Annotated in this window: 17 protein-coding genes; 10 read left to right on the top strand and 7 right to left on the bottom strand. The window is 39.2% G+C overall.

Translation table 11 applies throughout. The annotated features are described in order from the left end of the window. The first annotated feature begins 9 nt into the window (after nt 1-9). The 3 genes from glgA to arcA all read left to right on the top strand — a co-directional run bounded on the left by glgA (nt 10) and on the right by arcA (nt 4,005). Nucleotides 10-1,446, top strand: coding sequence for a glycogen synthase GlgA (glgA, locus tag ACVCDT_RS02790; protein ID WP_447131216.1), 1,437 nt, complete (start codon nt 10-12; stop codon nt 1,444-1,446). Between the two features lie 118 nt (nt 1,447-1,564). Further along, a complete protein-coding gene (locus tag ACVCDT_RS02785; RefSeq protein WP_447131215.1) occupies nt 1,565-3,214 on the top strand; it encodes an ATP-binding protein in 1,650 nt (549 codons plus the stop codon). 83 nt (nt 3,215-3,297) lie between these two features. Beyond that, nucleotides 3,298-4,005: a two-component system response regulator ArcA gene (arcA, locus tag ACVCDT_RS02780; RefSeq protein WP_447131214.1), complete on the top strand. Its 708-nt coding sequence runs from the start codon at nt 3,298-3,300 to the stop codon at nt 4,003-4,005. Nucleotides 4,006-4,047: 42 nt separating this feature from the next. Here the strand turns inward: arcA and ACVCDT_RS02775 are convergent, their stop codons facing one another. After that, complete coding sequence (locus tag ACVCDT_RS02775) at nt 4,048-4,323, bottom strand: peptidylprolyl isomerase (RefSeq protein WP_447131213.1); 276 nt, start codon at nt 4,321-4,323, stop codon at nt 4,048-4,050. A 19-nt stretch (nt 4,324-4,342) separates the two neighbouring features. Next, nucleotides 4,343-4,852 carry an FxsA family protein gene (locus tag ACVCDT_RS02770; RefSeq protein ID WP_447131212.1) on the bottom strand — a complete coding sequence of 170 codons (510 nt, stop codon included), beginning with the start codon at nt 4,850-4,852 and terminating at the stop codon, nt 4,343-4,345. Nucleotides 4,853-5,093: 241 nt separating this feature from the next. On the opposite strand from ACVCDT_RS02770, the gene ACVCDT_RS02765 reads away from it, so the two are divergent. Next, nucleotides 5,094-6,896 carry a protein-disulfide reductase DsbD gene (locus ACVCDT_RS02765; RefSeq protein ID WP_447131211.1) on the top strand — a complete coding sequence of 601 codons (1,803 nt, stop codon included), beginning with the start codon at nt 5,094-5,096 and terminating at the stop codon, nt 6,894-6,896. A gap of 46 nt (nt 6,897-6,942) precedes the next feature. On the opposite strand, the gene ACVCDT_RS02760 is transcribed toward ACVCDT_RS02765, so the two are convergent. The 3 genes from ACVCDT_RS02760 to ACVCDT_RS02750 form a co-directional block, all read right to left on the bottom strand. Continuing rightward, nucleotides 6,943-11,454 (bottom strand): EAL domain-containing protein, encoded by a 4,512-nt coding sequence (locus ACVCDT_RS02760; protein ID WP_447131210.1) that lies wholly within the window; start codon nt 11,452-11,454, stop codon nt 6,943-6,945. A gap of 216 nt (nt 11,455-11,670) precedes the next feature. Beyond that, nucleotides 11,671-12,300 carry a uracil phosphoribosyltransferase gene (gene upp / locus ACVCDT_RS02755; RefSeq protein WP_447131209.1) on the bottom strand — a complete coding sequence of 210 codons (630 nt, stop codon included), beginning with the start codon at nt 12,298-12,300 and terminating at the stop codon, nt 11,671-11,673. A gap of 9 nt (nt 12,301-12,309) precedes the next feature. Next, nucleotides 12,310-12,915 carry an acyl carrier protein phosphodiesterase gene (locus tag ACVCDT_RS02750; protein ID WP_447131208.1) on the bottom strand — a complete coding sequence of 202 codons (606 nt, stop codon included), beginning with the start codon at nt 12,913-12,915 and terminating at the stop codon, nt 12,310-12,312. A 227-nt stretch (nt 12,916-13,142) separates the two neighbouring features. On the opposite strand from ACVCDT_RS02750, the gene aroQ reads away from it, so the two are divergent. From aroQ to prmA, 4 genes are all read left to right on the top strand, one after another. Further along, a complete protein-coding gene (gene aroQ / locus ACVCDT_RS02745) occupies nt 13,143-13,577 on the top strand; it encodes a type II 3-dehydroquinate dehydratase (protein ID WP_447131207.1) in 435 nt (144 codons plus the stop codon). 38 nt (nt 13,578-13,615) lie between these two features. Further along, nucleotides 13,616-14,089 carry an acetyl-CoA carboxylase biotin carboxyl carrier protein gene (gene accB / locus ACVCDT_RS02740; protein ID WP_447131206.1) on the top strand — a complete coding sequence of 158 codons (474 nt, stop codon included), beginning with the start codon at nt 13,616-13,618 and terminating at the stop codon, nt 14,087-14,089. A gap of 13 nt (nt 14,090-14,102) precedes the next feature. Next, entirely contained in the window at nt 14,103-15,452 is a 1,350-nt protein-coding gene (gene accC / locus ACVCDT_RS02735; protein ID WP_447131205.1) for an acetyl-CoA carboxylase biotin carboxylase subunit, read from the top strand. A gap of 90 nt (nt 15,453-15,542) precedes the next feature. Then, nucleotides 15,543-16,430, top strand: coding sequence for a 50S ribosomal protein L11 methyltransferase (prmA, locus tag ACVCDT_RS02730; RefSeq protein ID WP_447131204.1), 888 nt, complete (start codon nt 15,543-15,545; stop codon nt 16,428-16,430). Here prmA and ACVCDT_RS02725 read toward each other — a convergent pair. Continuing rightward, nucleotides 16,427-17,056 carry a lysoplasmalogenase gene (locus tag ACVCDT_RS02725; protein WP_447131203.1) on the bottom strand — a complete coding sequence of 210 codons (630 nt, stop codon included), beginning with the start codon at nt 17,054-17,056 and terminating at the stop codon, nt 16,427-16,429. The genes prmA and ACVCDT_RS02725 overlap by 4 nt on opposite strands. Before the next feature lie 338 nt (nt 17,057-17,394). On the opposite strand from ACVCDT_RS02725, the gene ACVCDT_RS02720 reads away from it, so the two are divergent. Beyond that, the gene (locus ACVCDT_RS02720; protein WP_447131202.1) at nt 17,395-19,233 is read left to right on the top strand and encodes a S8 family serine peptidase; all 1,839 of its coding nucleotides are present in this window, start codon (nt 17,395-17,397) and stop codon (nt 19,231-19,233) included. A 168-nt stretch (nt 19,234-19,401) separates the two neighbouring features. On the opposite strand, the gene ACVCDT_RS02715 is transcribed toward ACVCDT_RS02720, so the two are convergent. Next, nucleotides 19,402-20,532: an AraC family transcriptional regulator gene (locus ACVCDT_RS02715; RefSeq protein ID WP_447131201.1), complete on the bottom strand. Its 1,131-nt coding sequence runs from the start codon at nt 20,530-20,532 to the stop codon at nt 19,402-19,404. A gap of 549 nt (nt 20,533-21,081) precedes the next feature. Here ACVCDT_RS02715 and ACVCDT_RS02710 point away from each other — a divergent pair. Beyond that, nucleotides 21,082-23,787 (top strand): TonB-dependent receptor, encoded by a 2,706-nt coding sequence (locus tag ACVCDT_RS02710; RefSeq protein ID WP_447131200.1) that lies wholly within the window; start codon nt 21,082-21,084, stop codon nt 23,785-23,787. The last annotated feature ends 84 nt before the right edge of the window (nt 23,788-23,871 follow it).

The raw sequence follows: 23,871 nt of genomic DNA, 5'->3' as shown, positions 1-23,871 counted from the left end.
TCAGCTAAGATGAAAATATTGTTTGTGGTCTCCGAAGTAGAAGATTTGGTTAAAACAGGCGGCTTAGCTGATGTAGGGAAGGCGCTGCCTATTGCGCTTTCAGAGTTAGGGCATCAAGTGACAATAATCATGCCTTATTATGCCCAACTAGCCGAAAAGTTTTCGGCAAATGACGCCTGCGAAAGGCAAACATTATATGCTGGACATAAAGGTTACGAGTTCGCAGTCAAGCAGTTAGCTATGGAAGGCGTCAATGTGCTGGCTGTTGATTATCCCGAATACTTTGCTCGTAAAGGATTGTATTCAGATGACTATCATGCCTATCCAGATAATGCTGAACGCTTTGCTTTTTTTGCCCATGCAGCCTTACAAGTTAGCAAGGCAGTAAATTTTAAACCCGACATTGTGCACTGCAATGATTGGCATACAGCGCTAACACCTTATTTTGTTTCTATTGACGACAGCCAATTTTTTGCCGCAAGCAAAACCGTATTTACTATTCACAATGGCGCTTATCAAGGCACGCATAAATTTAATGATATAGAGTACTTGTTGCCTCACTACCAACTTCATAGTCAGTTAGATGGTGATGCATTAAATTTTGTGCGCATGGGTATTCGTTATGCCAATAAAATTAATGCGGTTAGTCCTAACTACGCGCAAGAATTACTCACGCCTTTGGGCTCGCACTTTTTATACAATGAGTTTCAAGATAGGCATAACGATGTGTCTGGTATTCTTAATGGATGCGACTATAGCCAATGGGATCCCGCGCATGACCCACATATTGCCCAGCAATACGATCACACTGATCTAAGTGGCAAAAAAGTTTGTAAGGCGCAATTACAAAAAGAATTTGGTTTAGCTAAGAAAGCCCGTACCCCTATCATAGGTATGGTATGTAGGTTAACTGAACAAAAAGGTTTTGCTTTTATTCTACCTATTTTAGAGGCCTTGTTAGAGCATCAAGTACAAATTGCCATAGTTGGAACTGGCGATCCTGAAATCAGTGATGTTTTGCAAAAAGTAGCCAAATTGCACCCTGAAAAAATGGCCTTTGTTGAAGCTTTTAGTGAGCGAAGCGCACATATGGTTGAAGCTGGCAGCGACTTTTTTCTAATGCCCTCGTTGTTTGAACCTTGCGGATTAAATCAAATGTACAGCTTAGCCTATGGCACCCTGCCTATTGTTAGAGCCGTGGGTGGTTTAAAAGATACAGTGGTTGATTGGCAAGAGAATAGAGCGCAGGCTACTGGTTTTGTATTCTCTGAGCCCACAGGTGAGGCCTTATTAAGTTGCATTCAACGAGCTTTATTGTTTTATCATGAAGTGCCAAAAGAGTTTGTTAGTACCCAAAAACGTGCAATGCAAACCCGATTTACCTGGTTAGAGGCGGCAAAAAATTATCAAGCCTTATATACAGAGGCATTAACAAAGGCGTACTAATTAGTTGTACTCAATTTAATTAAAGACTAGTAAATCAAACAGCTAGCTGTGCAAATTAGTGTATTTTATATACTATGTTAGTGTTGCACTTATATGTTTATAAAGACTTAAAGGGTTTATGGCTTCAAAAACACAATCTTTATCTATAAAAAGCCTTATTTTGTGGGTGGTGATGGCGATTATTTCGTTGTCGCTCATTGTGTCTTCTGGAGTGAACTTATACAGCCAAATTAGCACTTACCGACAATCACTAAAAAATGATGTGACTATTTTTGCCGAAATGATTGGGCGATCAGCAGCCTTTTCATTACTCAACGATGATAAATTACTAGAGCAGCAAAACCTAACGACTTTAGCGGCCTCAGAAATTATTCAGCATGTGCACATTTACCAAGTTTTTGATGACCAAAGCGTTGAGTTTTTTGCAAGCTACAATAAATTAGGTAATTCACCAGTTAAAGAAAAGTTAGAGCAAATTGAATGGCTCAATCAGCCGATTATTTCGGAAGGCGTGATTGAAATTATTCGGCCTATTAAGCACACAGATAAGTTATTGGGTTATGTCTATGTGCAAGCCTCAGCCGATACTTTAAAAAACTTAACCTCTAAATCCATTTTGTTAACGTTCAGCGTATTGGTTTTATGTTTGTTAGTGTGTTTTTTGTTAACTTTAAAGCTCCAACAAACCATTACAGCGCCGATTAATGTTTTAGTTAAGTTAGTCCAACGTATTTCTCGGCAAAAAGATTTTTCAAGCCGCGCTAAGCCTCAGGGAATAAAAGAGCTAGATATTTTAGGCGATGCCTTTAATAACATGTTGCAGCGAACGCAAGAGCATATGGAAAAGCAACAGGCCGCTGAAGCCGAACAGGTTAGGTTAAATTCTAGTCTTGAAGAAAAAGTCCAGCATCGAACTAATGCTTTAAAAGAAGCCAACAGCGAATTAATCCAAACACTAGAAAAGCTGCATCAATTTCAACGTCAAATGGTACAAAATGAAAAAATGGCTTCATTGGGCGACATGGTGGCAGGGGTTGCACACGAAGTTAACACACCAATTGGTCTTGGGGTGACAGCCTCGACTATGATGTTAGATCGCCTATCAGAAATGCGTAAGGCCTTTGAGGGAAAAACTTTAAAAGCCAGCAGTTTGTCTAAATTTATTAATGAAGGCGAAGAAAATTTAAATATTATTTACCGTAATTTAAATCGCGCTGCAGAGTTAATTTCTAGCTTTAAACAAGTTGCTGTTGATCAAACATCAGAAAACAACAGAGTCTTTTCTTTTTCTAAGTTAATGGATGAAATTTTATTGTCTATGCGTCCTAAGCTTAAAAAAGTACAGCATCAAATTAACGTAGAATGTGCCGAAGATTTAGTGATTGAGTCAAAGGCTGGGCCAATTAATCAAATTATGATTAATTTAATTATGAACTCTATTATTCATGGATTTGAACACATGGATAACGGCAAAATAGACATAGTTATTAATTGTATTGACGACAATAAATTATCCATCGAATTTAGCGATAATGGCAGAGGCATTCCAGAGCATATGCGTAAGCGCATATTTGATCCTTTTGTCACCACTAAACGTGGACAGGGAGGTAGCGGATTAGGTATGCATTTGGTATATAATCTAGTCACTCAGGGATTAAATGGATCTATCTCTGTGTATAGTGAAGAGGGACACGGAGTGCAATTTAAAATACTTTTTCCAGTAAAAAAAGTCAGCACAGATAAGCTTCCAACTAGTTCTTTTGTGTAATTCAGCAATTTTGCTAGATAAAACCCTGATTTTTAGATATTTTCTGATAAACTTTTATTCAAATTCTCAACCAGGCCTGAAACATGCAGACTCCTAACGTATTAATAGTTGAAGACGAAGTCGTTACTCGTACCACCCTTAAAAGCTTGTTTGAAGCAGAAGGATACAATGTATTCGAAGCTGAAAATGGCGAGCAAATGCATGAATATTTCGAGAATAACACCATCAATTTGGTCATTATGGATATTAATCTTCCAGGTAAAAATGGATTAATTCTGGCTCGTGAAGTGCGCGGACGTAAAAATATTGGATTGATATTTTTAACCGGTCGAGATAATGATGTAGATCGTATTTTAGGGTTAGAAATAGGCGCAGATGATTATCTAACTAAACCTTTTAACCCAAGAGAACTGACCATTAGAGCGCGAAACTTATTAGCTCGCACCACTAATACTAGTGAAGATGATGACTTACCTAGTCGTGTAAGCTTTAACGGTTGGACATTAGATGGCGATAGTCGTAGTTTAATTTCTCCGAGCAACAATGAATTTCGTTTACCTCGCAGTGAATTCCGTGCCTTGCATTTGTTCCTAAATAATCCAGGTAAAATACTCACACGTGATCAGCTAATAATGGAAATGACAGGACGTGAATTGCGTCCAAACGACCGTACTGTTGATGTTACTATTCGCCGCATTCGTAAGCACTTTGAATCTGAAGTGAATGCCGATGATTTGATTGTTACTATTCATGGTGAAGGTTATCGTTTTTGCGGAACGGTTGACGCTTAACCTAGTACAAGCTCTAAAAAAAAGCTCCTAAGGGAGCTTTTTTTAATTACGATATAGGGTTTTAATCAGGTGAAATCCAAACTGTGTTTTCACTGGCCCATGCACAGTCAGAATGTCTTTTTTAAACACTACATTGTCAAATGCTTTAACCATAGTGCCAGGACTAAACTCGCCTAAATCGCCGCCTTTTTTGCCAGATGGGCAAATGGAGTGTTTTTTTGCCAGCTGGTGGAAGTTACCACCTTTTTCTAGTTGCTTTTTTAGTTTTTCCGCTAAGGCTTTGTCTTTAACTAAAATATGGCATGCACAGGCTTTCATGGCTTTAATCTCAAATGGTTTAATCTGATTGGTTTTTGTCTTTGGGTAGCGATGGATTATTCGGATGATCTTTACGCACAAACTCCCCTTCTATTATATCATCAGAGTCACTGTGACTAGGACCATGTTGAGCTTGATGATGTGAGAAGTCACCTTGAAATTGTGTGTTCACCACTTTGACCGATAAATGTTTTACCAAGCCCTTAGCAATGAGCGGGCGCGTCATAGGTAAGCACAGTAAAAAACCTATGCCATCGGTAATAAACCCTGGAGTAACCAATAATACCCCGGCAATTACTAATAATAATCCCTCGGCCATTTCTTGACCTGGCATGATACCTGACTGCATTTTTTGTTGTGCTTGAGTTAGGGTATTTAACCCTTGTTGTTTAACTAAACGAGCACCCACAAAAGCGGTTAAAACCACTATGGCGACTGTGTACCAGCCACCAATTTGTTCACCTACGTTAATTAAAATTGCGATTTCGATAATAGGTAAAATTGCAAAAAGTAAAAATAATTTAGCCAAGTAAGCCTCGATAATAAATTGCAGATCTAGTTTAAAACTAGCTTTAGGTTTAGGAGCTATTCCTTAAAGTATGGGGATCTTGTTATGATTAACAGCTATTACATTGTTACAGATTGTTGCTTAGTTTGTCTAATCTAGCAGGCATTGAAATTAACTTAGTGACTTTCAGGTCTGTAAAGTCAGTATCTAAACTGGCGTTATTAAAATAGTACAATCGCCATAATTATAAAATGAGAACTAAATGAAATTAACTGTTGTACCTAGTGTTGTATTGATCATTGCCAGTCTCTTATCATTTTCGAATATGGCGCAAACCGCAGATCCTATGTTTGACTTATTTGCAAAAGAGCCCGAGTTTTTGCAAGTCGATCAAGCTTTTCAATTTGATTTTGTGCAACAGGATGACCAACTGCATGTAACTTGGCAAATTGCACAAGGTTACTATTTGTATAAAAAACAGTTTAAAACAGCGGCTCCAGACGTCAGACTAGGCGCACCTATTTTTCCTGAAGCTGAACAAGTAGAAGATGAATTTTTTGGTTTGTCAGATGTGTTTAGAGGACAAGTTACTATTACTTATCCCATCATCAGTGCACCTAAAGACGCGGTACTAAAAATTCGTTATCAAGGCTGTGCCGATGCGGGTTTGTGTTACCCACCTACCAGCAAAGAAGTATTTTTGAATGCTGTAGGGGAAGTACAAAGCTCTACTACTCAATCAGAGTCTAATTTGACTCAATCTAAACCAGTTTCCCAACAATTTGAATTAGCAGATCTATTGTCTAGTGAGCAAACCTTGTTTTGGACTTTGTTATTATTTTTGGGCTTAGGCATAGGGTTGGCGTTTACCCCTTGTGTATTTCCTATGTATCCGATTTTATCGGGTATTGTGATAGGGCAAGGTAAAAGTATTGGGTTGTCACGGGCATTTTCATTATCTTTTATTTATGTACAAGGCATGGCCCTAACCTATTCACTATTGGGTTTAGTGGTGGCGCTTGCAGGGGTGAAATTTCAAGCCTGGTTGCAACACCCGGCAATCTTGCTTGTTTTGATTGTGATTTTTGTGTTGCTGGCGATAGTGATGTTTGGCGCCTATGAACTACAACTACCTTCTGCTTGGCAAGAAAAACTAAACGGCTTAAGTAACAACCAATCTAGCGGCAATTACTTTGGGGTGTTTGTTATGGGGGCCATTTCAGGCTTAGTGGCGTCACCTTGCACTACCGCCCCCTTAACTGGCATTTTGTTGTATATAGCGCAAAGCGGCGATTTGGTTTTAGGCTTTTGTGCTTTATATGCCTTAAGTTTAGGTATGGGCATACCACTTATATTGTTTGGTATCACAGGAGGAAAGTTACTGCCTAAGGCTGGTAATTGGATGAATATAGTTAAAGTTAGCTTTGGGTTTATGATGCTCGCTGTGGCCATTATGTTTGTTGAACGTTTAGTTAATCACTTAGCAACTGATATTGCTTGGGGGTTATTGGGTTTAGCAACATTTAGCTATTTTTATACTATGAATCAAGCAAGCGAGACATCATTCTTCAAGGGGTTAAGAACATTTTTCATCTTTATAGGTTTGTTTGTTTCAGCAGGTTACGGATATCAGGCGCTAAGCAGTTTAACCAGCGAGCCGTCAACCACTAAGCAACTAGGTCAGAATTATCAGCATCCCGAATTCATTAAAGTTGATAGCCTAGAGAGCTTTCAGTCAGCTTTAGCCGAAGCCAATGCACAAGGCAAAACTGTGATGTTAGATCTTTATGCAGATTGGTGCGTAGCTTGTAAAGAATTCGAAAAATACACTTTCCCAGATAGCCAAGTAATAGATGCTCTAAAAGATACGGTTTGGATGCAAATAGACTTAACTGAAGCCTCAGATGAAAATTTCGCTTTTCAAGAACACTTTAATGTTTTGGGGCTGCCAACTATATTATTTTTTGATAGTAGCGGGCAAGAAATGACCACAGCTAGAGTAACTGGGTTTATGCGCGCCCAGTCTTTTGCTGAACATGTAAATAGGTTGTTCAAGGCAAAGTAATGAACGCAAGTGCGCGCCAGGGTTACAGTTAAAAAATCTAGCCTAATTAAGTATTAGGCCAGGTTTTATCTAACAAAGCCGGAATATCTTCTGAAGGTACAGGTTTAGAAAAGAAATAGCCCTGTAGATGATGACACTGGTTAGTTTTGAAAAACTCCACTTGCTCTTGAGTTTCTATACCTTCAGCGATACAGCTCATATTTAACTGCTTGGCCATGCTTAAGGTGGTTAAAATAATGGCTTCGTTATTCTGATTCTTGCCAATATCATCAACAAAACTCTTGTCTACTTTAATGATGTTAATGGGAAACTCTTTTAGGTATTTTAATGATGAAAAGCCTGTACCAAAATCATCTAAAGCAATTAAAAAGCCCTTTTCTTGGATCTGAGTCATAAATTTAAGGGCTTTGTCGTAATCACGCATAAGTGCACTTTCAGTGATTTCGAAACGAATGGCGTTGACTGGAATAAAGTGTTCTTCTAGCAATAACATGATTTTATCGATTGAAGATTGGCTTTCGAAGTGTTTTGCCGATAAGTTGACCGACAAATACCCCTCAAAACCATCTTTACGCATGGCTTTTAATACTGGCATTGCGCGTTCAAAAGCGTCTAATGTCATATTTTCAATCAAGCCTAATTCTTCAGAAACAGGAATAAATTTGTCGGGGGGGACCATGCCATTTTTTATTGGCCAACGCATAAGTATTTCAAAACCCTCGATTTTTTGACTTTGGGTATTAAATATCGGCTGGTAATAATTTAAAAACCTTTTGGCTTGGTGGGCCTTTTTTAATTGGTTTTCTAACTTTAATCGGTTTTTTACTTTTTCATCCATTTGCTGAGTGAAAAATTGAAAGTTGCTTCTGCCTTGTTCTTTGGCGTGGTACATGGCGATATCAGCATTTTTTAGTAGTTCTTCAGCACTCTGTCCATCACCTGGATACATAGCAATTCCAATGCTAGAAGAGACACTCACGGTTTGAGAGCGCAAACTAACCGGAATATCTATTATTTTACTGATATCTGTAACTAACGAACTAATGGCCTCAGCTGAGTTTACCTCTTCAATCATAATGACAAATTCGTCGCCACCTAAACGAGCCACAGTGTCTTCTTTACGTAACTTGTTTTCTAAGCGCTTAGCAATGATGGCTAATAATTCGTCACCGGCTTTGTGACCTAAACTGTCGTTCACCTGCTTAAATTTATCTAAATCAACAAAAAACACTGCCATGCTTTTTTCGTGTCGACGTGCATGTTCTAAGCCACGCTCAATTCTATCTAATAATAAAGTACGGTTGGGTAAACCTGTAAGGGCATCATAATTGGCTAAGGTTAATAACTTGGCTTCGGTGGCTTTTTGCTCGGTAATATCGGAAATAATCACCAAAAAATGCTCAATTTTATCTTTTTCATGCACACTAGCTACCGCATGAATATGCACCAACACGTCACATATATTGCCATTTGGCAGTCTAATTTTATCTTCTCCGCGCCATTGTTTACCCGCTTTAAAGGACAACATTTTATTCCAAAAAATAGAGGTGTCTGGGGTTTGAATTTCCCAAAGCTTGGCCATTTCTTTTGGAACATCAGCGTCCTCAGCTATATCAAAAAACTTCTTAAAGGCGTTGTTAAAGGCGATAGGAAAATATTTATCATTGTAAATAATGACCCAGTTTAGGGTGTATTTAAATGCTTCGCCGTATAAGCGTAAGTTTTTTTGATCTGCTACAGAATCTGTAATATTGGTATAGGTGCCAGTGACTAAAAGTGGTTTGCCGTCTTTGTCATATTCCACCACTTTTCCCACATCACGATACCAATGCCATTTTTTATCTTTTCCTTTTATGCGGTAAGAAATATCTAATTCGGCGTCTTTTTGAGTTAAAAACTCTTGCCATGCCGATTGGTAGCGCTTTTTGTCACGATCTTGGATCATGCCTAAGTGTTGCTCAAAACTAATGGCTTTTTTATAGGTTAAATTATCATCTATTCTAGAGGTTAGAAATTTATCCTCCCGGGTTTGAAACTCCCAAATACCACTCTTGCTGGCGTGTAAAGCTAAAGTAAGTTTGTTTTTACTTAACAGAGCCTCTTGGTGAGCCTTATACAAGCGCTTGTTGTTTGCTCGGAAAAACATCCAAACTAAAGATAGCCCTACTAAGCCAAGCAATACATAAAGTGAATAGGCTAGAGGAGAGGCCCATGGGGCGTAATTTACTCTAATATTAACCTTTGCCGGGCTAGATTGTTTACCACTAACAGGATCAAAAGCCACCACTGAAAATTGGTACTGACCTGGTTCAAGCTTGGGAAAAGTGACTTCAGCGTGCTTTGTTATAGGGTAAACAAAGTTATTTTCACCTTTTAATTGATAGAGATAGCGAGTGTTATTGATATTTTCATACTCAAGAGTAGAAAACCCAATGCTAATGCCAAAGTCGTCATGATTTAGTTCTAGATGCTGCCCATCCAAGTTTTTAATTGGCATGCGCAATGTATTTGATGCAAGGCTAATGTCGGTAATATTAACCTTAATATCTTGCTGGCGCGTTTTTTCTAGCTTTTTAGGGTCAAAAATTATTAGGCCTTTAGGCGAGCCATATACCATTCTTCCATCTGTTAACTTTAGGCTAGAGTAAGAGTTAAACTCTGAGTTAGACAGTCCTTGGTTACTGTCAAACTTTTGCAAGTGATGATTAATAGGATCAAACTTTAACAAGCCAGCATTTGAACCCATCCAAATATTGCCTTTGGCGTCTTGTTGCATGTCAAAGACAGTATTAGTAGGCAATAGGTTTTCTTGGTCAAAAAAGTATTTTTGTTGATAATTGTTGGCATCTAACCCAATTAAACCATAACCAGAATAGGTAACCCAAAGTGTTTGATTTTTATCTAAGGATAAATCACTAGGGAATACTTTAGAGGTGCGTTGTTGTATAGGCGTTTCGTGAACCAAATTTATCTCATAGGATTGATTATCCATTTCCCACAATTGTCCATAGGCACTAACAAAGGTTGTATTAGGTTTTACACCTTTAATAAAACCTATGGTTTTACGAGGATTGAGCGTTGCAGAAAGTTGCTCTAATTTATCTAATTTACCGGTGTCTTGTGAATAACGAAAAAAGCCATCTTGAAAGACTAAAAGCAGCTCGCCACTTTGGGTGACAAACATATCCCACACGTATTCTGGAATACTTACTTCGTTATCTGAACTTATAGGTTGTAATGGGGTAGTTTGGCCGGTTTGACTATTAAAGTGTAAAATTCCGCTGCCAGTGTTTAGCCATAAATTGCCGTTTTCTGCTGGTCCTATTTGCGCAATAGAAGAGGCTGAGTATTGAGCTTTTTCGTCTCCTGATACTAAGAATTGTTGAGTTTGGCCATTATTTAAATGATATAAATTTAAACCATTACGAGTTCCTACCCATAATTGCTCGCCAGCTTGATGAAGGCTCCAAACATTATTGTGGCTAAGAATTTTTTTATCACGCCCACCGCGAATATTAAATACGTTAGTAAATAAGGTTGATTTGGGCAGCCAATACATGGCGCCGTCATTTTCGCTACCTAGCCACAGGTTGTGGTTTTTATCTATAACTACACCCTTTAATACATCACTAGAGATAAGGTTACGACTATCTGTGGGTAAAAAAATGTGGGCTAATTGTTGCTGTGAAACTTGGTAGCTAAACAAACCTTTATCTGTGGCCAAGTACAGAAGATCTGGACTATCTAAGGCTATGTTCCAAATATTACGGTTTGCTACCTTTAATGAGGCCTGTGGCTGAGTGTCTTGCTCATTTATAAATGACTGGCTGGCATTAAAGGGTAAAGTATATAACCCCTCTACCGTTCCTACCCAAAGCGTTTGTCCATCAAAAGTCTGCAGTATTTTCACATTTTGATTGTCTATTGAGGGAGCAATGCCATTGGGAATATGGCGAATGGGTTTGGCAAAATTTTGTCCAATGGCTAATCCATATAACCCTTTAGTTGTGCCAATAAATAAACTGCTAGGGGTAATTAAATGGCTGCGTATAAATTGGCCTTCTGCAACTAAGTCTTCTGGCAATAAATAAAGGGTTTCTATTTCTTGGGTTTGGTAAGAGTAACGATAAACGCCTTGGTCCATGGATAAAATTATTCTGCCTTGCGGATCTTCACTAATAAAATTAGCCAGTTGCAATACTTGATCGTCTTGGCTGGTAGGGTACCTTAGAATAGTTTGGGCTGTGTTGGTTGCTAAATTAAATAAGAAAACCCCTTGAGTGTAACTGCTTACCCATAAGTTTTGCTTAGAATCTTGAAAAACATAACTAATTGGCGTGCCAACAAACTCATTATTTGGTCCAGGTATGATTTGATTTTTATAGCCATCAAATCTATTCAGCCCAGACTCTGTGGCCAGCCATAAAAAGCCTTCACTGTCTAACGCCATGGCATTAATGGTATTTTGCGATAGACCATTTTCGGTTGATAGCCTTAAAAAGCTAGGTTCCTTTACTAATGGTTCAATGCTATGCGCGGCAAAACTACACAAAAACATCAGGCCACCTAAATTAACTAAGCGGATTATTAATTTTGTGTATAAGTTGATAAGTGATACCAACATAATTAATTTGAGTATCTTATTTGAGTGGCTAGCAACTGCACAGTTTCACCTTGTAGCACGCTGAAAGCGTGTCTTAATTGTTATTATTAGGTCATTGTTATAAACAATAGATCATTTATGCTGATTGAATAGTAAAACAATGCCTTTGCTTTATCGAGTTCCAAATATTTTATCACCCGCATCGCCTAGACCCGGTAAAATATAACCTTGTTCATTGAGTTTTTGGTCTATTGCCGCTGTGTAGATGTCTACATCTGGGTGGGCAGTTTGCACGGCTTGAATGCCTTCAGGGGCGGCTACCAAAAATAGCCCCATTATCTGCTTACAGCCTTTTTGTTTAAGTAAATCAATTGTGGCAATCAGTGTGCCACCCGTTGCTAGCATAGGGTCAACTATCAGCGCGGTTCTTTGCGAAGCATCTTTCACCACTTTATCAAAATAGGCTACAGGTTGTAGGGTTTCTTCATCTCTATATAAACCCACCACGCTAATTTTGGCATTGGGAATTAAATTTAATACTCCGTCTAACATACCTAGTCCCGCTCGTAGTATGGGTACTATGGTGATCTTTTTACCTTTGATTTTTTTGGTTGAAATAGGCAAGCCATTCCAACTAGTAATAGTATGGTTTTCCGTTTCAAGCTCTCTGGTTGCCTCATAAGTAAGCAAATTTCCTACTTCACTTGCTAGGGCTCTAAACTCTTTACTACTGATCCCTTGTTCGCGCATTAGGCCTATTTTGTGATGGATTAAAGGGTGACTAATTTCGTGTACGGCCATTATGGTTTCTCATTTTGATAGTGTCTGATGGTTAGATTCAACTACTTGCTTGCTATAGTCTAGGCAATCAGGATAAAACTGATGAAAACTAGACTCAAGAAATTCACTGTTATTGGTGATAAATAGATTGGCATTATCTGCAAATATCAGCTTGTTTTTTAAGCGTTTTTCAATGCTTTGCATGGCTTTGTAGTAAGTTTCTTTATGTTGATATTGATCTAACCATTGATGGGTCATCAAACGCGTGGCGACCTGAGTGTAAAATCCGTTTATAGGTAAGCCATTATTTGCAAGTTGCTGATAAAAACGCGCAAATATTGCTTGGTAACTGGTGCTTGAATACTGCCGCCAATTTTGCATTAAAAGATGATCAAAATATATATCTAAAATCACCCCAGCCATTCTTCTTAAATTCTTAGGAAAGCAACTTTTACAATGAGCTATTGCTGGGTGTGAGTCAGTGAACACGTCTACACTGCGATGTAATTTGATGCCTTGGATTAAAGGCTTTGGTAAATGATTGAGTTGGCTGCCTTTAACAAAATCACCTAAAAAGTTACCAAGCAGACTAGTTTGAGTATGTTCAGCTATGTGCAGGTGTGCAATGTAGTTCATAGTTGGCCTGTATAAAAGCTAATATAACCCTAGTATCAAAACACAAAATATACTAACTTTGCAGCAATCTTCGCTGATAAGACCAGTATTTTGCTGCTAATTTCTATATGCACCTTATAATGGTCGAATATTTTAAATTAATGTGCGATTTTTGTACAAAAAAGTGGCTGGCTTGTTAATTATTGGGCAAGCTGAGTTAAATTTTATTTATCTATAATGGCAAGCCAGTGAATGTATTAGTGATCAATGGCCCAAACTTAAACATGTTGGGTAAAAGAGAGCCAGAAACTTATGGTTCGTTAAGTTTGCAACAAATTGTTGATGGACTACAAAGCTATGCTAAAGACCTTGGCTTAGGCTTGAGTCATTTTCAATCTAATGCCGAGCACGAATTGATCGATACCATTCATCAGTCTATGCATAAAGTAGACTTTATCGTGATTAATCCAGGGGCCTTTACTCATACTAGCATTGCCCTTAGAGATGCATTATTAAGTGTCTCTATTCCTTTTATTGAGGTGCATTTGTCTAATGTGCATGCCAGAGAAGCATTTAGACAACATTCTTATTTATCTGATATTGCACAAGGCGTAATTTGTGGGTTAGGCGCCCAAGGTTATGAATTTGCTATAGCAGCAGCAAAAAAATATTTATCCAAATAAAGATCAACACTGTTGGTTAATTAATTAGAGAGAGAAAAATGGACATACGCAAAATTAAAAAATTGATAGAACTGGTAGAAGAATCAGGAATATCTGAATTAGAAATTACCGAAGGTGAAGAGTCGGTACGTATCCACCGTGGTGGTTCAGCTGGTGCAGTTCAGCAAGTTGCTGCGCAAATGCCAGCTCAAATCCAATATGCTCCTCAGCCACAAGCTGCCGCACCTGCTCCTGCTGCCGCGTCTGAAGAAAGTACAGATTCAGCTCCGGTCGCCAGCGGTCACGTTATGTGTTCGCCTATGGTTGGTACTTTCTACCGTTCATCTTCGCCTGGTGCCAAAGCTTTTGTTGAAGTAGGACAAAAAGTAAACGTAGGCGATACCTTATGCATCATTGAAGCTATGAAAATGATGAATCAAATTGAGTCAGACAAAGCTGGCGTTATCAAACAAATTTTAGTGGAAAATCAAGAGCCAGTTGAATTCGACCAACCTATGTTTGTAATTGAATAAAAGGTCTATGCCAATGTTAAAAAAAGTCCTTATTGCAAACCGAGGTGAAATTGCCCTACGCATTTTGCGCGCATGCAAAGAGTTAGGCATTAAAACCGTAGCTGTGCATTCTACTGCTGATGAATCGCTAAAGCATGTATTGCTGGCAGACGAGACCATTTGTATAGGTAAAGCATCGGCTACTGAAAGTTACCTAAATATTCCACGCATTATTGCCGCTGCAGAAGTGACAGACGCTGATGCTATTCACCCTGGTTATGGCTTTTTAGCTGAAAATGCTGATTTTGCCGAAGCCGTTGAAAAAAGTGGGTTTACTTTTATTGGTCCTAAAGCCGACACCATTAACTTAATGGGTGACAAAGTCTCGGCGATTAAATCAATGAAAAGCGCAGGTGTGCCTTGTGTGCCTGGTTCAGATGGACCTTTAGGTGACGATGATGCGTTTAATAAAAAACTCGCTAAAGAAATTGGCTATCCAATTATAGTTAAAGCCGCGGGTGGCGGTGGTGGCCGTGGTATGCGTGTGGTGCGTAATGAAGATGAGTTAATTTCGTCTATTGCTATGACCAAAAGCGAAGCGGGTGCAGCCTTTAATAACGACGTTGTGTACATGGAAAAATTCCTTGAAAATCCACGTCACGTTGAAATTCAAATATTGGCTGATGGCTTAGGTAATGCTATTCACTTAGGTGAGCGCGATTGTTCAATGCAACGCCGCCACCAAAAAGTAGTAGAAGAAGCACCTGCACCTGGTATCACGCCAGAGATGCGTGCAGAAATTGGCGCAAGATGTTGCCAGGCTTGTATCGATATTAACTATCGTGGCGCAGGTACCTTTGAGTTTTTATTTGAAAATGGTGAGTTTTATTTCATCGAAATGAACACCCGAATTCAAGTTGAACATCCAGTGTCTGAAATGGTCACTAGCGTAGATTTAATTAAAGAACAATTAAGAGTGGCTGCGGGATATGCACTTACCATTTCGCAAGAAGATGTGAATGTAAAAGGTCATGCTATTGAGTGTCGTATCAATGCCGAAGACTCAAAAACCTTTATACCTAGTCCGGGGCGTATCACTAAGTTTCATGCTCCAGGTGGTTTAGGGGTAAGATGGGATTCGCATATCTACAACGATTATGTTGTTCCGCCTTATTACGATTCTATGATAGGTAAGTTAATTACTTATGGTGAAACCCGAGAAGTGGCAATTGCACGTATGCGTCATGCATTAGATGAATTAGTCATTGGCGGGATCAAAACCAACATCGACCTGCAAAAAAGCATAATGGCCGACGAAGCCTTTGCTGCAGGTGGTGCCAATATCCATTACCTAGAGAAAAAGCTAGGACTGGGTGGTCACTAAGACTGCTAAAGTTAAATAGTAAAAAAGAGCGAAGTATCGCTCTTTTTTTTACTCTATAATTCGAGCAAATTTCTTACTTGGTGATTCTGAATGCCTTGGATCCAACTTAAAATAAACCATCAAGCCGAACATGCTGAACAAATTGGCGAGATGTTGTCGGCTAATGGCGCACAAGCGGTGACCTTTGTTGACGCAAAAGATACCCCTATGTATGAGCCTAAACCGGGTGAAGTGTTACTTTGGCCAGACACTCAGGTTGTTGGATTATTTGAAGCTAACCACGATATGGCCCGTGTGATTAGCCAACTGGAAAAATCTAAAATATTAGGCAAAGGCTTTAATCATAAATTCGATCAACTAGAAGACAAAGATTGGGAAAGGGAGTGGATGGAAAACTTTCATCCTATGCAATTTGGCAAGCGTTTGTGGATCTGCCCTAGCTGGCGAGATGTGCCCGATCCTGATGCGGTGAATGTGATGTTAGATCCGGGTTTAGCCTTTGGTACCGGCACCCATCCCACTACTAGCTTATGTTTACAATGGTTAGATGGTTTAGAGTTAAGTCAGTCAACTGTGGTCGATTTTGGTTGTGGCTCAGGCATATTGGGTATTGCCGCACTTAAATTAGGGGCTAAACGAGTTGTGGGAATTGATATTGACCCTCAAGCTTTGTTAGCTAGCCAAGACAATGCCAACCGCAACCAAGTTGGCGAGCAAATTGAATTGTATTTACCCGAACATCAACCCGAGTTGCAAGCCGATGTGGTGCTGGCAAATATTTTGGCTGGTCCTTTACGTGATTTAAAATCGGTGATTGCTGGCTATTGTAAAACGGGTGGCAAATTAGTGTTGTCGGGCATTTTAGACAACCAAGCTGAAGAAATAAATGCGTTATATAGCGATCTATTCGATATGCAGCCTATTGCTATCGAAGGAGAGTGGGCAAGAGTGTCTGGCACAAAAAAGCCAGAAGCTTAACTTTTAGTTAAGTGAGCTGGCGCAGATAAAAAACCTCGGAGCAATAAATACTGCGCCAAATAATAGCTGGTCATAATTAAATAACTCGCTAAGGGTAGCGGCATAATAAATTTGTTTATGGCGATAAAAGAATCCGACAAGATAAACACCAAGGCCCCCATCACAGCCCCGCGCATGGAGAGCTTTGATTGAATAGCGAGTAGCCCCATACAACCAATTGCAGTCATATAAGCTAATACTGGGTATAACAATGTACCTAGTTGCCCCAAAAGCCAAATCAGCATCAAAATCATATAAAACAAAAGCAGTAACGACCATTGCCATCTATGCCAAATATTTTTGTGCAAGGTATAAAAAAGATAAGCAAAACTAAGTTGTGCGCATAAAAATGCAATTAAGCCAGGGATGAACTTATCAAAGGCTAATAATAGATCGCCGCAGCCACTAAAAACCAAAGCGATAAATAACACCTTGGCTGTATTTAAGTGAGAGGTTTTGATTACGGCCAAAATCAATAAGGCAATAGGTAGCACTTTCAATAGCCATTGTAAGGGTAATTGGTAAGCCAAGCCCACAAAATATAGTGTGCTTAATAACAAATAACCGATAGAGAAATAGTTTGGCATGGGCTGAATAATTGTGGCTAGTTTTTACGGCTATTATTATGATTTGCCCATTATTAAGCAATGTCTAAAACCTGCAAAGTTAAGTTTAAGTTAAGCGCTTTGAGTATAAAACCACCCAGCACAGAACAAAATTTAATCTTCTTTGTTAACAATAAGTTATCAAATTATTAAATGAATTAGACTTTAGTTTGATTGTTATTCGTCTGATTTTCTTGTAGTTTCGTCTCACAGATAAAAATAAGTCTGGTTTATATACATCAATAAAGGCCAAAAAATTTAGATTAAAAATAGTCATTTACGATGTAATTTCTTATAAAAAGTTGTTGGGAAATATAATAATGAAAAAAATGAAAATCACTTCGGTTGCTATGGCAACCATGCTTGCTCTTGGAGCGAGCGCATCTCACGCTTCAGACCGTTATGTAATCCAAGTAGACAATAAAGGCAAAGGCATAGTTAAAGCGTTAACTAAGCAGCTGGGTGGCTCGATTAAAGTAGAAGGCGATGGGTTTATCGCAGCTGAATTAAATGGTTATAGCCTTGAAGATGTAAAGGGGGTAATGAATAACCCTCATGTTAAATTGGTTGAAGTAGACCAAGTGCGTAAGCAACTAGCTACTTTTAGTGATGATGCAGGTAACCCTATGGTTCAGCAGATCACGCCTTATGCAGTATATCAATCTCAAGCTAACCAACTTACTCTAAACCCTAATGCAGGTATGAAAGTCTGTGTTATTGATTCGGGCTTAGACTCGTCGAACCCAGACTTCGATTGGTCAAGGATCACAGGTGATAACGATTCGGGAACCGGCAATTGGTTTGAAGCAGGTGGCGAACACGGTACCCACGTTGCTGGTACTATAGGTGCAGCAGACAACTCTTATGGTGTAGTAGGTATGGCGCCTGGTGTTGATATGCACATCATCAAAGTGTTTAACGCGGCAGGTTGGGGATATTCCTCAGATTTAGCTAAGGCGGCTCAGCTTTGTAGTGCTGCTGGTGCCAATATCATCAACATGAGTTTAGGTGGTGGTGGTGCAAACAGTACCGAAGAAAACGCCTTTAATTCATTCCGCGATGCTGGTGGTTTAACGGTAGCTGCAGCTGGTAATGATGGTAATTCAGTGCGCTCTTACCCTGCAGGTTATTCTTCAATTATGATGATTGGAGCAAACGATGCCAACAATGATATCGCCACATTCTCGCAGTATCCTAGTTGTACCACTGGCCGCGGCAAGCGAGCTAGCACAGACGAAACCATCTGTGTTGAAGTAACAGCTGGTGGGGTAGATACCTTATCTACTTTCCCTGCAGGTTTAGCCACTGCTTCTGGCCTTTCGGCTGATAGCGTAGCCTATGCCTCTTCAGCCATGGAAAACAGTGGCAATGCCATGGGAACTACCTATTTTATGGGTACAGCTGAATCAACAGACAGCAATGCTAACGGTAAAGTTTGTGTGATTGACCGTGGTGTAATTTCATTCCATGACAAAGTAAATAACTGTGAGCAGTCAGGTGGGATAGGCGCTGTCATCATCAACAATGAGCCTGGTATGTTATATGGCACTTTAGGTGATGCTAGTACTAATACAACCAGCATTCCTGCTGTGGGCGCAGCCCAAGAAGACAGAAGTGCGTTACTTGCTGCAGCCTCAATGGATATTTCAATTACTGCTAGTGATTATGGTTTCTTAAGCGGTACCTCTATGGCTACTCCTGCTGTTGCTGGTGTAGCGGCCCTAGTTTGGTCTAATCATACTGATTGTACTGGTGAAGATATTCGTGCGGCACTTAAAGCCACAGCTATGGACTCAGGTGCAGCAGGTAAAGACGTAAACTTCGGTTACGGTATAGTACAAGCTGCCGACGCTGATGCTTATTTAACCGCTAATGCATGTGGCGGAACTACGCCTCCTCCACCGCCTCCTCCTACTGGTGATTTTGAATTATCAGCCAATGGCTATAAGAGCAAAGGTACGCAAAACGTTGATTTAAATTGGAGTGGTGCGACTTCGAGTAATGTAGACGTTTATCGTGATGGTGGGTTAATTGCCACCACACCTAATGACGGTAGCTACACCGATGCCTTAAATGTTAAAGGTGGTGGTGTATATGATTACCAAGTGTGTGAAGCAGCTAGCACAACCTGTACCGCTACGGTTCAAGTAGTGTTTTAAATCGCAACTTAATCGTTAAAGCAGGGTCATGACCCTGCTTTTTTTATGCCTAAAATTTAGTGAGACCTATGGCAGTAAAAACTTGCTGTTCAATTGGCGGCGGATTTAGGGCAAATGATGCTGGGCACTGTGAATGTTATGGGTGAGCAAGACAGATTGCTAAAGAGTTTAGTTGGCTTGCTGATGAGTCTTTCTAAATTCAGAAGGGGTCATGCCTTCTTTTTTCTTAAAGAAGTTATAAAAGACTGATTTGCTGTTAAAACCTACAGCAAAATATATATCGGTTATCGCTTTGTCTGGTTGCTTAATTAACAATTGTTTGGCTTCGTTAATACGATAGTTATTAATAAACTCGTAGAAATTCATTTCAAAATGACGGTTTAACGTGACCGATAAATCTTTAACTGTGAAGCCTAAACTCTGAGCTAATGTTTCTATAGTGATTTCAGGCGTTAAGTAAGGCTTTTGTTCATCCATATAGCTTTCTAATTGAGCGATGTACTTAGGTTTGAAATCATTGTGTTCATCTAGCTTTTCATTGACTCTATGGTGTTCATCTTCTCGAGATATTTTTATGACAGAAGGGGCGCGGGTCACACAATAAAACAATAAAAATACCACTAACAACATAGTTGAGTAGTAAGTTGACAGTCCAATGGCGATGAAAATAGATTGTTCTATAGGCACAAAAAGTTGTAGCACTTTTAACAAACTTAGTAGGGCCTCAACCGAAATAATGACTAAAAAGCCTTTTAGCAATACTGTTAACCAGTTTAGTTCTTCGGCTGAGATGTCCGCTCTACGCTCTTTTTGATGCTTATAATAATGGGTGATTAAGACTAAAGCCTGAACAATAAAAATCAGTCTAATTAATTTAATAATGGCGTCTGTGGTAACAAAGTGCCAACTTTGCGCCAGCTGCCAGTCTGTAATTCTGTCGATCTTATCTAAATGGCTTAAGCTGTAATAAGTCACTATTAAATAAATTAAATAACTAACAGCAGGTATAAGGTAAACAAAGTCTTTTTTCTTAAGGCTAAAGTCTTTGTAGATGATTGAATTGACATAAAAATAAAGAATAATCGCATCAAAACAATAAGCTAAACTGCCGACAAACAGAAAGTTAGGTAGGTTTTCGATGACTTCATATCTAAATTCCACTGCATAAAAAGTCAACTCATGGGTGGCCATTAAGGCATGTGCCGCCATAAAAGCAGCCAATAAATAAGTACTAGAGTTTTGCATTTTAGAGTTTGAAAGTAGCATGACACAAAAAAGCAAAGACATGAAAATGGTCATAATCAACACCATGTCATTTAAATTAAATAAAACGCTACTCATCTAATACTGTCATCTTAGAACTGGGATTTTTCTATTCTCAAAAATACGTTTTTCATACTAACGTGAATACATTTTGCGACCAACAGATAATTTATATTTTATTTTTTTGTTAAGAATAAACCGAAGGTAATGTTGCAATTAGTTAAATCAAGCACATTTTTTTTACATTATTTTAAATAAAAATAAATTACAGTCTCTTTTTTACCTTTAGCTAACTTGTTGATTTTTATAACGAGTTCTTTTAAAAGTCGCGTATGAATACCTTAAAAATAGCAAGTTTGAAAAAAAGCTTTAGAACAAGACGACAGCATCTTGGTTGTTTTTTAAAACAGACTCGATATCAACAGAACAACAAAAATATTGCATGTGTACACCAGCAAATTGATATCGACGTTTCTGTGGGGGATAAAAACCTATTGAGCTATCTTGAGTATTAAGCCACTTAATATTTTGATAGAAATATTTGTTTTTGAGCCCAAACAAACACCTAATAATAAGGCTTAGAAAATGAAAATAAATTCAAGCAACAAAATGCATAAACTTAACCCAATCTTTGCTGCAATTTTGGCGACCAACCTTGCTTATGCCACACCAGCTTTTTCACAAGAGCAAAATGTTCAACAAGAAGAACAAACTGAAGACAAAAAAGAAGATACGCTAGAGACCATTACAGTAACGGCCACTAAGCGTGATACTTCTTTGATGAATACGCCTATCGCTATCTCTGCGTTTACCGAAGAACAATTAAGTAAAATTGGGATTAAAAACGTACAAGATTTGAACAACGTTATACCCAACATGAGCATAATGACAGATAGAGAGTCATCGGCTCCAATTATTACCATGCGTGGTGTAAGGTCTACTAACACTACAGAATGGGGTGATCCGGCTGTTGGGGTTCATTACGATGGTATTTATTCACCTCGACCACAAGGTGCTTTGTCGCTAATGTTTGATGTTGAGCGTGTTGAAGCACTGCGTGGCCCTCAAGGGACGTTATTTGGGAGAAACTCAACCGTAGGTAGTTTAAATATTATCTCGGCTAAACCCAATCTAGATGAGGTTGAAGGTAAAGTAGAAGTTGAAGTAGGTAAAGACAATCAAAAAGCCATTAAAGGTGTACTCAATTTACCAGTGTCTGATTCATTTGCCCTGCGTTTTGCGGTGTTTAAAGAAACCAAATATTCAAATCTAAATGGTTATTACGATCCTAACCAATGGGATCAGCGTTATTTAGATTTCGACAGCTCTGAACTCATTCCAATTACCGAAGGTGTTACGCCGGCCGATCGCGATTCAGCTAATCGAAGCTTTTTTAACGATATTCTATATCAACCCATCAAAGCCGATCCTGCAGATTTCTACAATAACAAAGACCAATATGCATTCCGCGTGTCTGGGCTTTATTCACCTAGTGCAGAGCTTTCATGGTTAGTAACTTTCGAGCGCTTTGTCGATCAAGGAGCCGGTGGCGCTGCGCAAAAAGATTGTGAGCGCATTCTTAATCGCCCCCTTGAATACGGTGGAAACTGTACCGACTTGTGGGGCTCTGAAGACAACAATGCAGTTTATGTAAATATCCCTGGTAAAGTGGATATGACCCTAGACAGTCTGCGCTCTAGCTTTAATTACGATATCAATGATGAAATTCAATTCTCTTATTTAGCTGGTTATCAAAGCCAAGAACGTACCGGTCAAGTTGATTTAGACCAAGGTATGTACTTTTGGGATCAAATGTTGAAATGGGTAGACACAGATTACGACTCTTGGTCACATGAGTTACAGTTAAAATCAACCGATGAAGGCCCGCTTCAGTGGATTGTAGGTTACTTTAATTTTAAAGAAGATAACTTTATGGCTGGCCAATACCACGGTGCCATGGGCGGTGTGTCTTGGTGGATGCAACCGAACCGAACCATTGAATCCGAAGCCGTATTTGCCCAAGGAACTTATGCCTTAACCGATAAAGTATTTCTCACTTTAGGAGCCAGATACACAGAAGATGAAAAAGAAGATAAAGGCGGAAAAAACCTAGGCTGTTGGTCAAACGAATGTTATACCGATTCGGCATGGGGCGAAGTGTGGGGATACATAGATTGGAGTCGTCCACTTGAAGACCAGGTAGAAAATACTGGTGCAGTTCGCGCCAACTTAAACGCTTTGCCTGCTGATTATTATGACTATCCTATTGATGGTGCAGAAGTTGATTCAGTGAATGATGTTAAAGAGGGCTGGAGCAAAACTACATGGCGCGTTGGCCTAGATTACCAAAAAACCGAAAACACGCTTTTCTACGCTTATATAGCTAATGGTTACAAAGGTGGTGGCATAGGTGATGTGTTAATTAGACAATCAGATGGCACGCGTTTTGATACCAGTTACGACGGTGAAGAAGTGATTACCTATGAAGTTGGGGTAAAAACCTCTTTGTTTGATAACAAGATGCACCTTCGTGCCAACTACTTTTACAGTGATTATGAAAATCAGCAATTTACCGCTTGGACAATTTACGACACTGTTACTGAAAGCGTTGAGGATCCTCGTACTGGTGAAATGATCGAAATGACCCAAGACCTAGGTACTTTCTTAACTCGTAATGCCTCAAATTCAGAAATCAGTGGTTTAGAGTTAGAGATGGAGTTTATTCCATGGGAAGGGGGTCATATAGGTGGTTATTTAACTTTCCTTGACACAAAAATCACCTCTGATTACTGGAAAAATTGGTCAATCGAACCTGGCCAAGTATTTGCAAATCCTGATGGGGTAGAAGTGCCTGGGGTATTGGATGAATCTAGAGCTTGGTATAGAAACCTAAAAGGTAACCAATTGGCTTATTCACCAGAAGCCTCATTAACTTTTAACTTTAGCCATACCTTTGACTTAGGTGAAAATGGTCGTATTACCACTTTTGCCAATGTGCATTGGGAAGACGATTCATATACTTCAATTGATAACACTGATAAGTGGCAATTCGAAGCTGGTGATCTCAACGAAGGCATTGATTTAAATATCTACTCAGATAAACGTGAAGCGTGGGCAATGGTTAACGCCAACATTCGCTATGAAACTGTAGATAATCAATGGTACGCAGAAGCTGGGGTCTACAATTTAACCGATGAGGATGTTAACTGGTGGCAGGGATACGCTGGTAGTACACCCATTGCTGGTAAGGCGGAGCGCAGTTGGAGCCTACGTGTAGGTTATAACTTCTAACTCTTTGAGTTGTTAACTTTAGGGTTCGTTAGGCTTAATTAGATTTTTAATTGACCTAACGAACCTTTCCTAGTTTTTATTTAT

The organism is Paraglaciecola aestuariivivens (genome assembly GCF_052983255.1).
The sequence above is the reverse complement of the archived record's forward strand: the minus strand, read 5'-3'. Positions and strand labels throughout refer to the sequence as shown.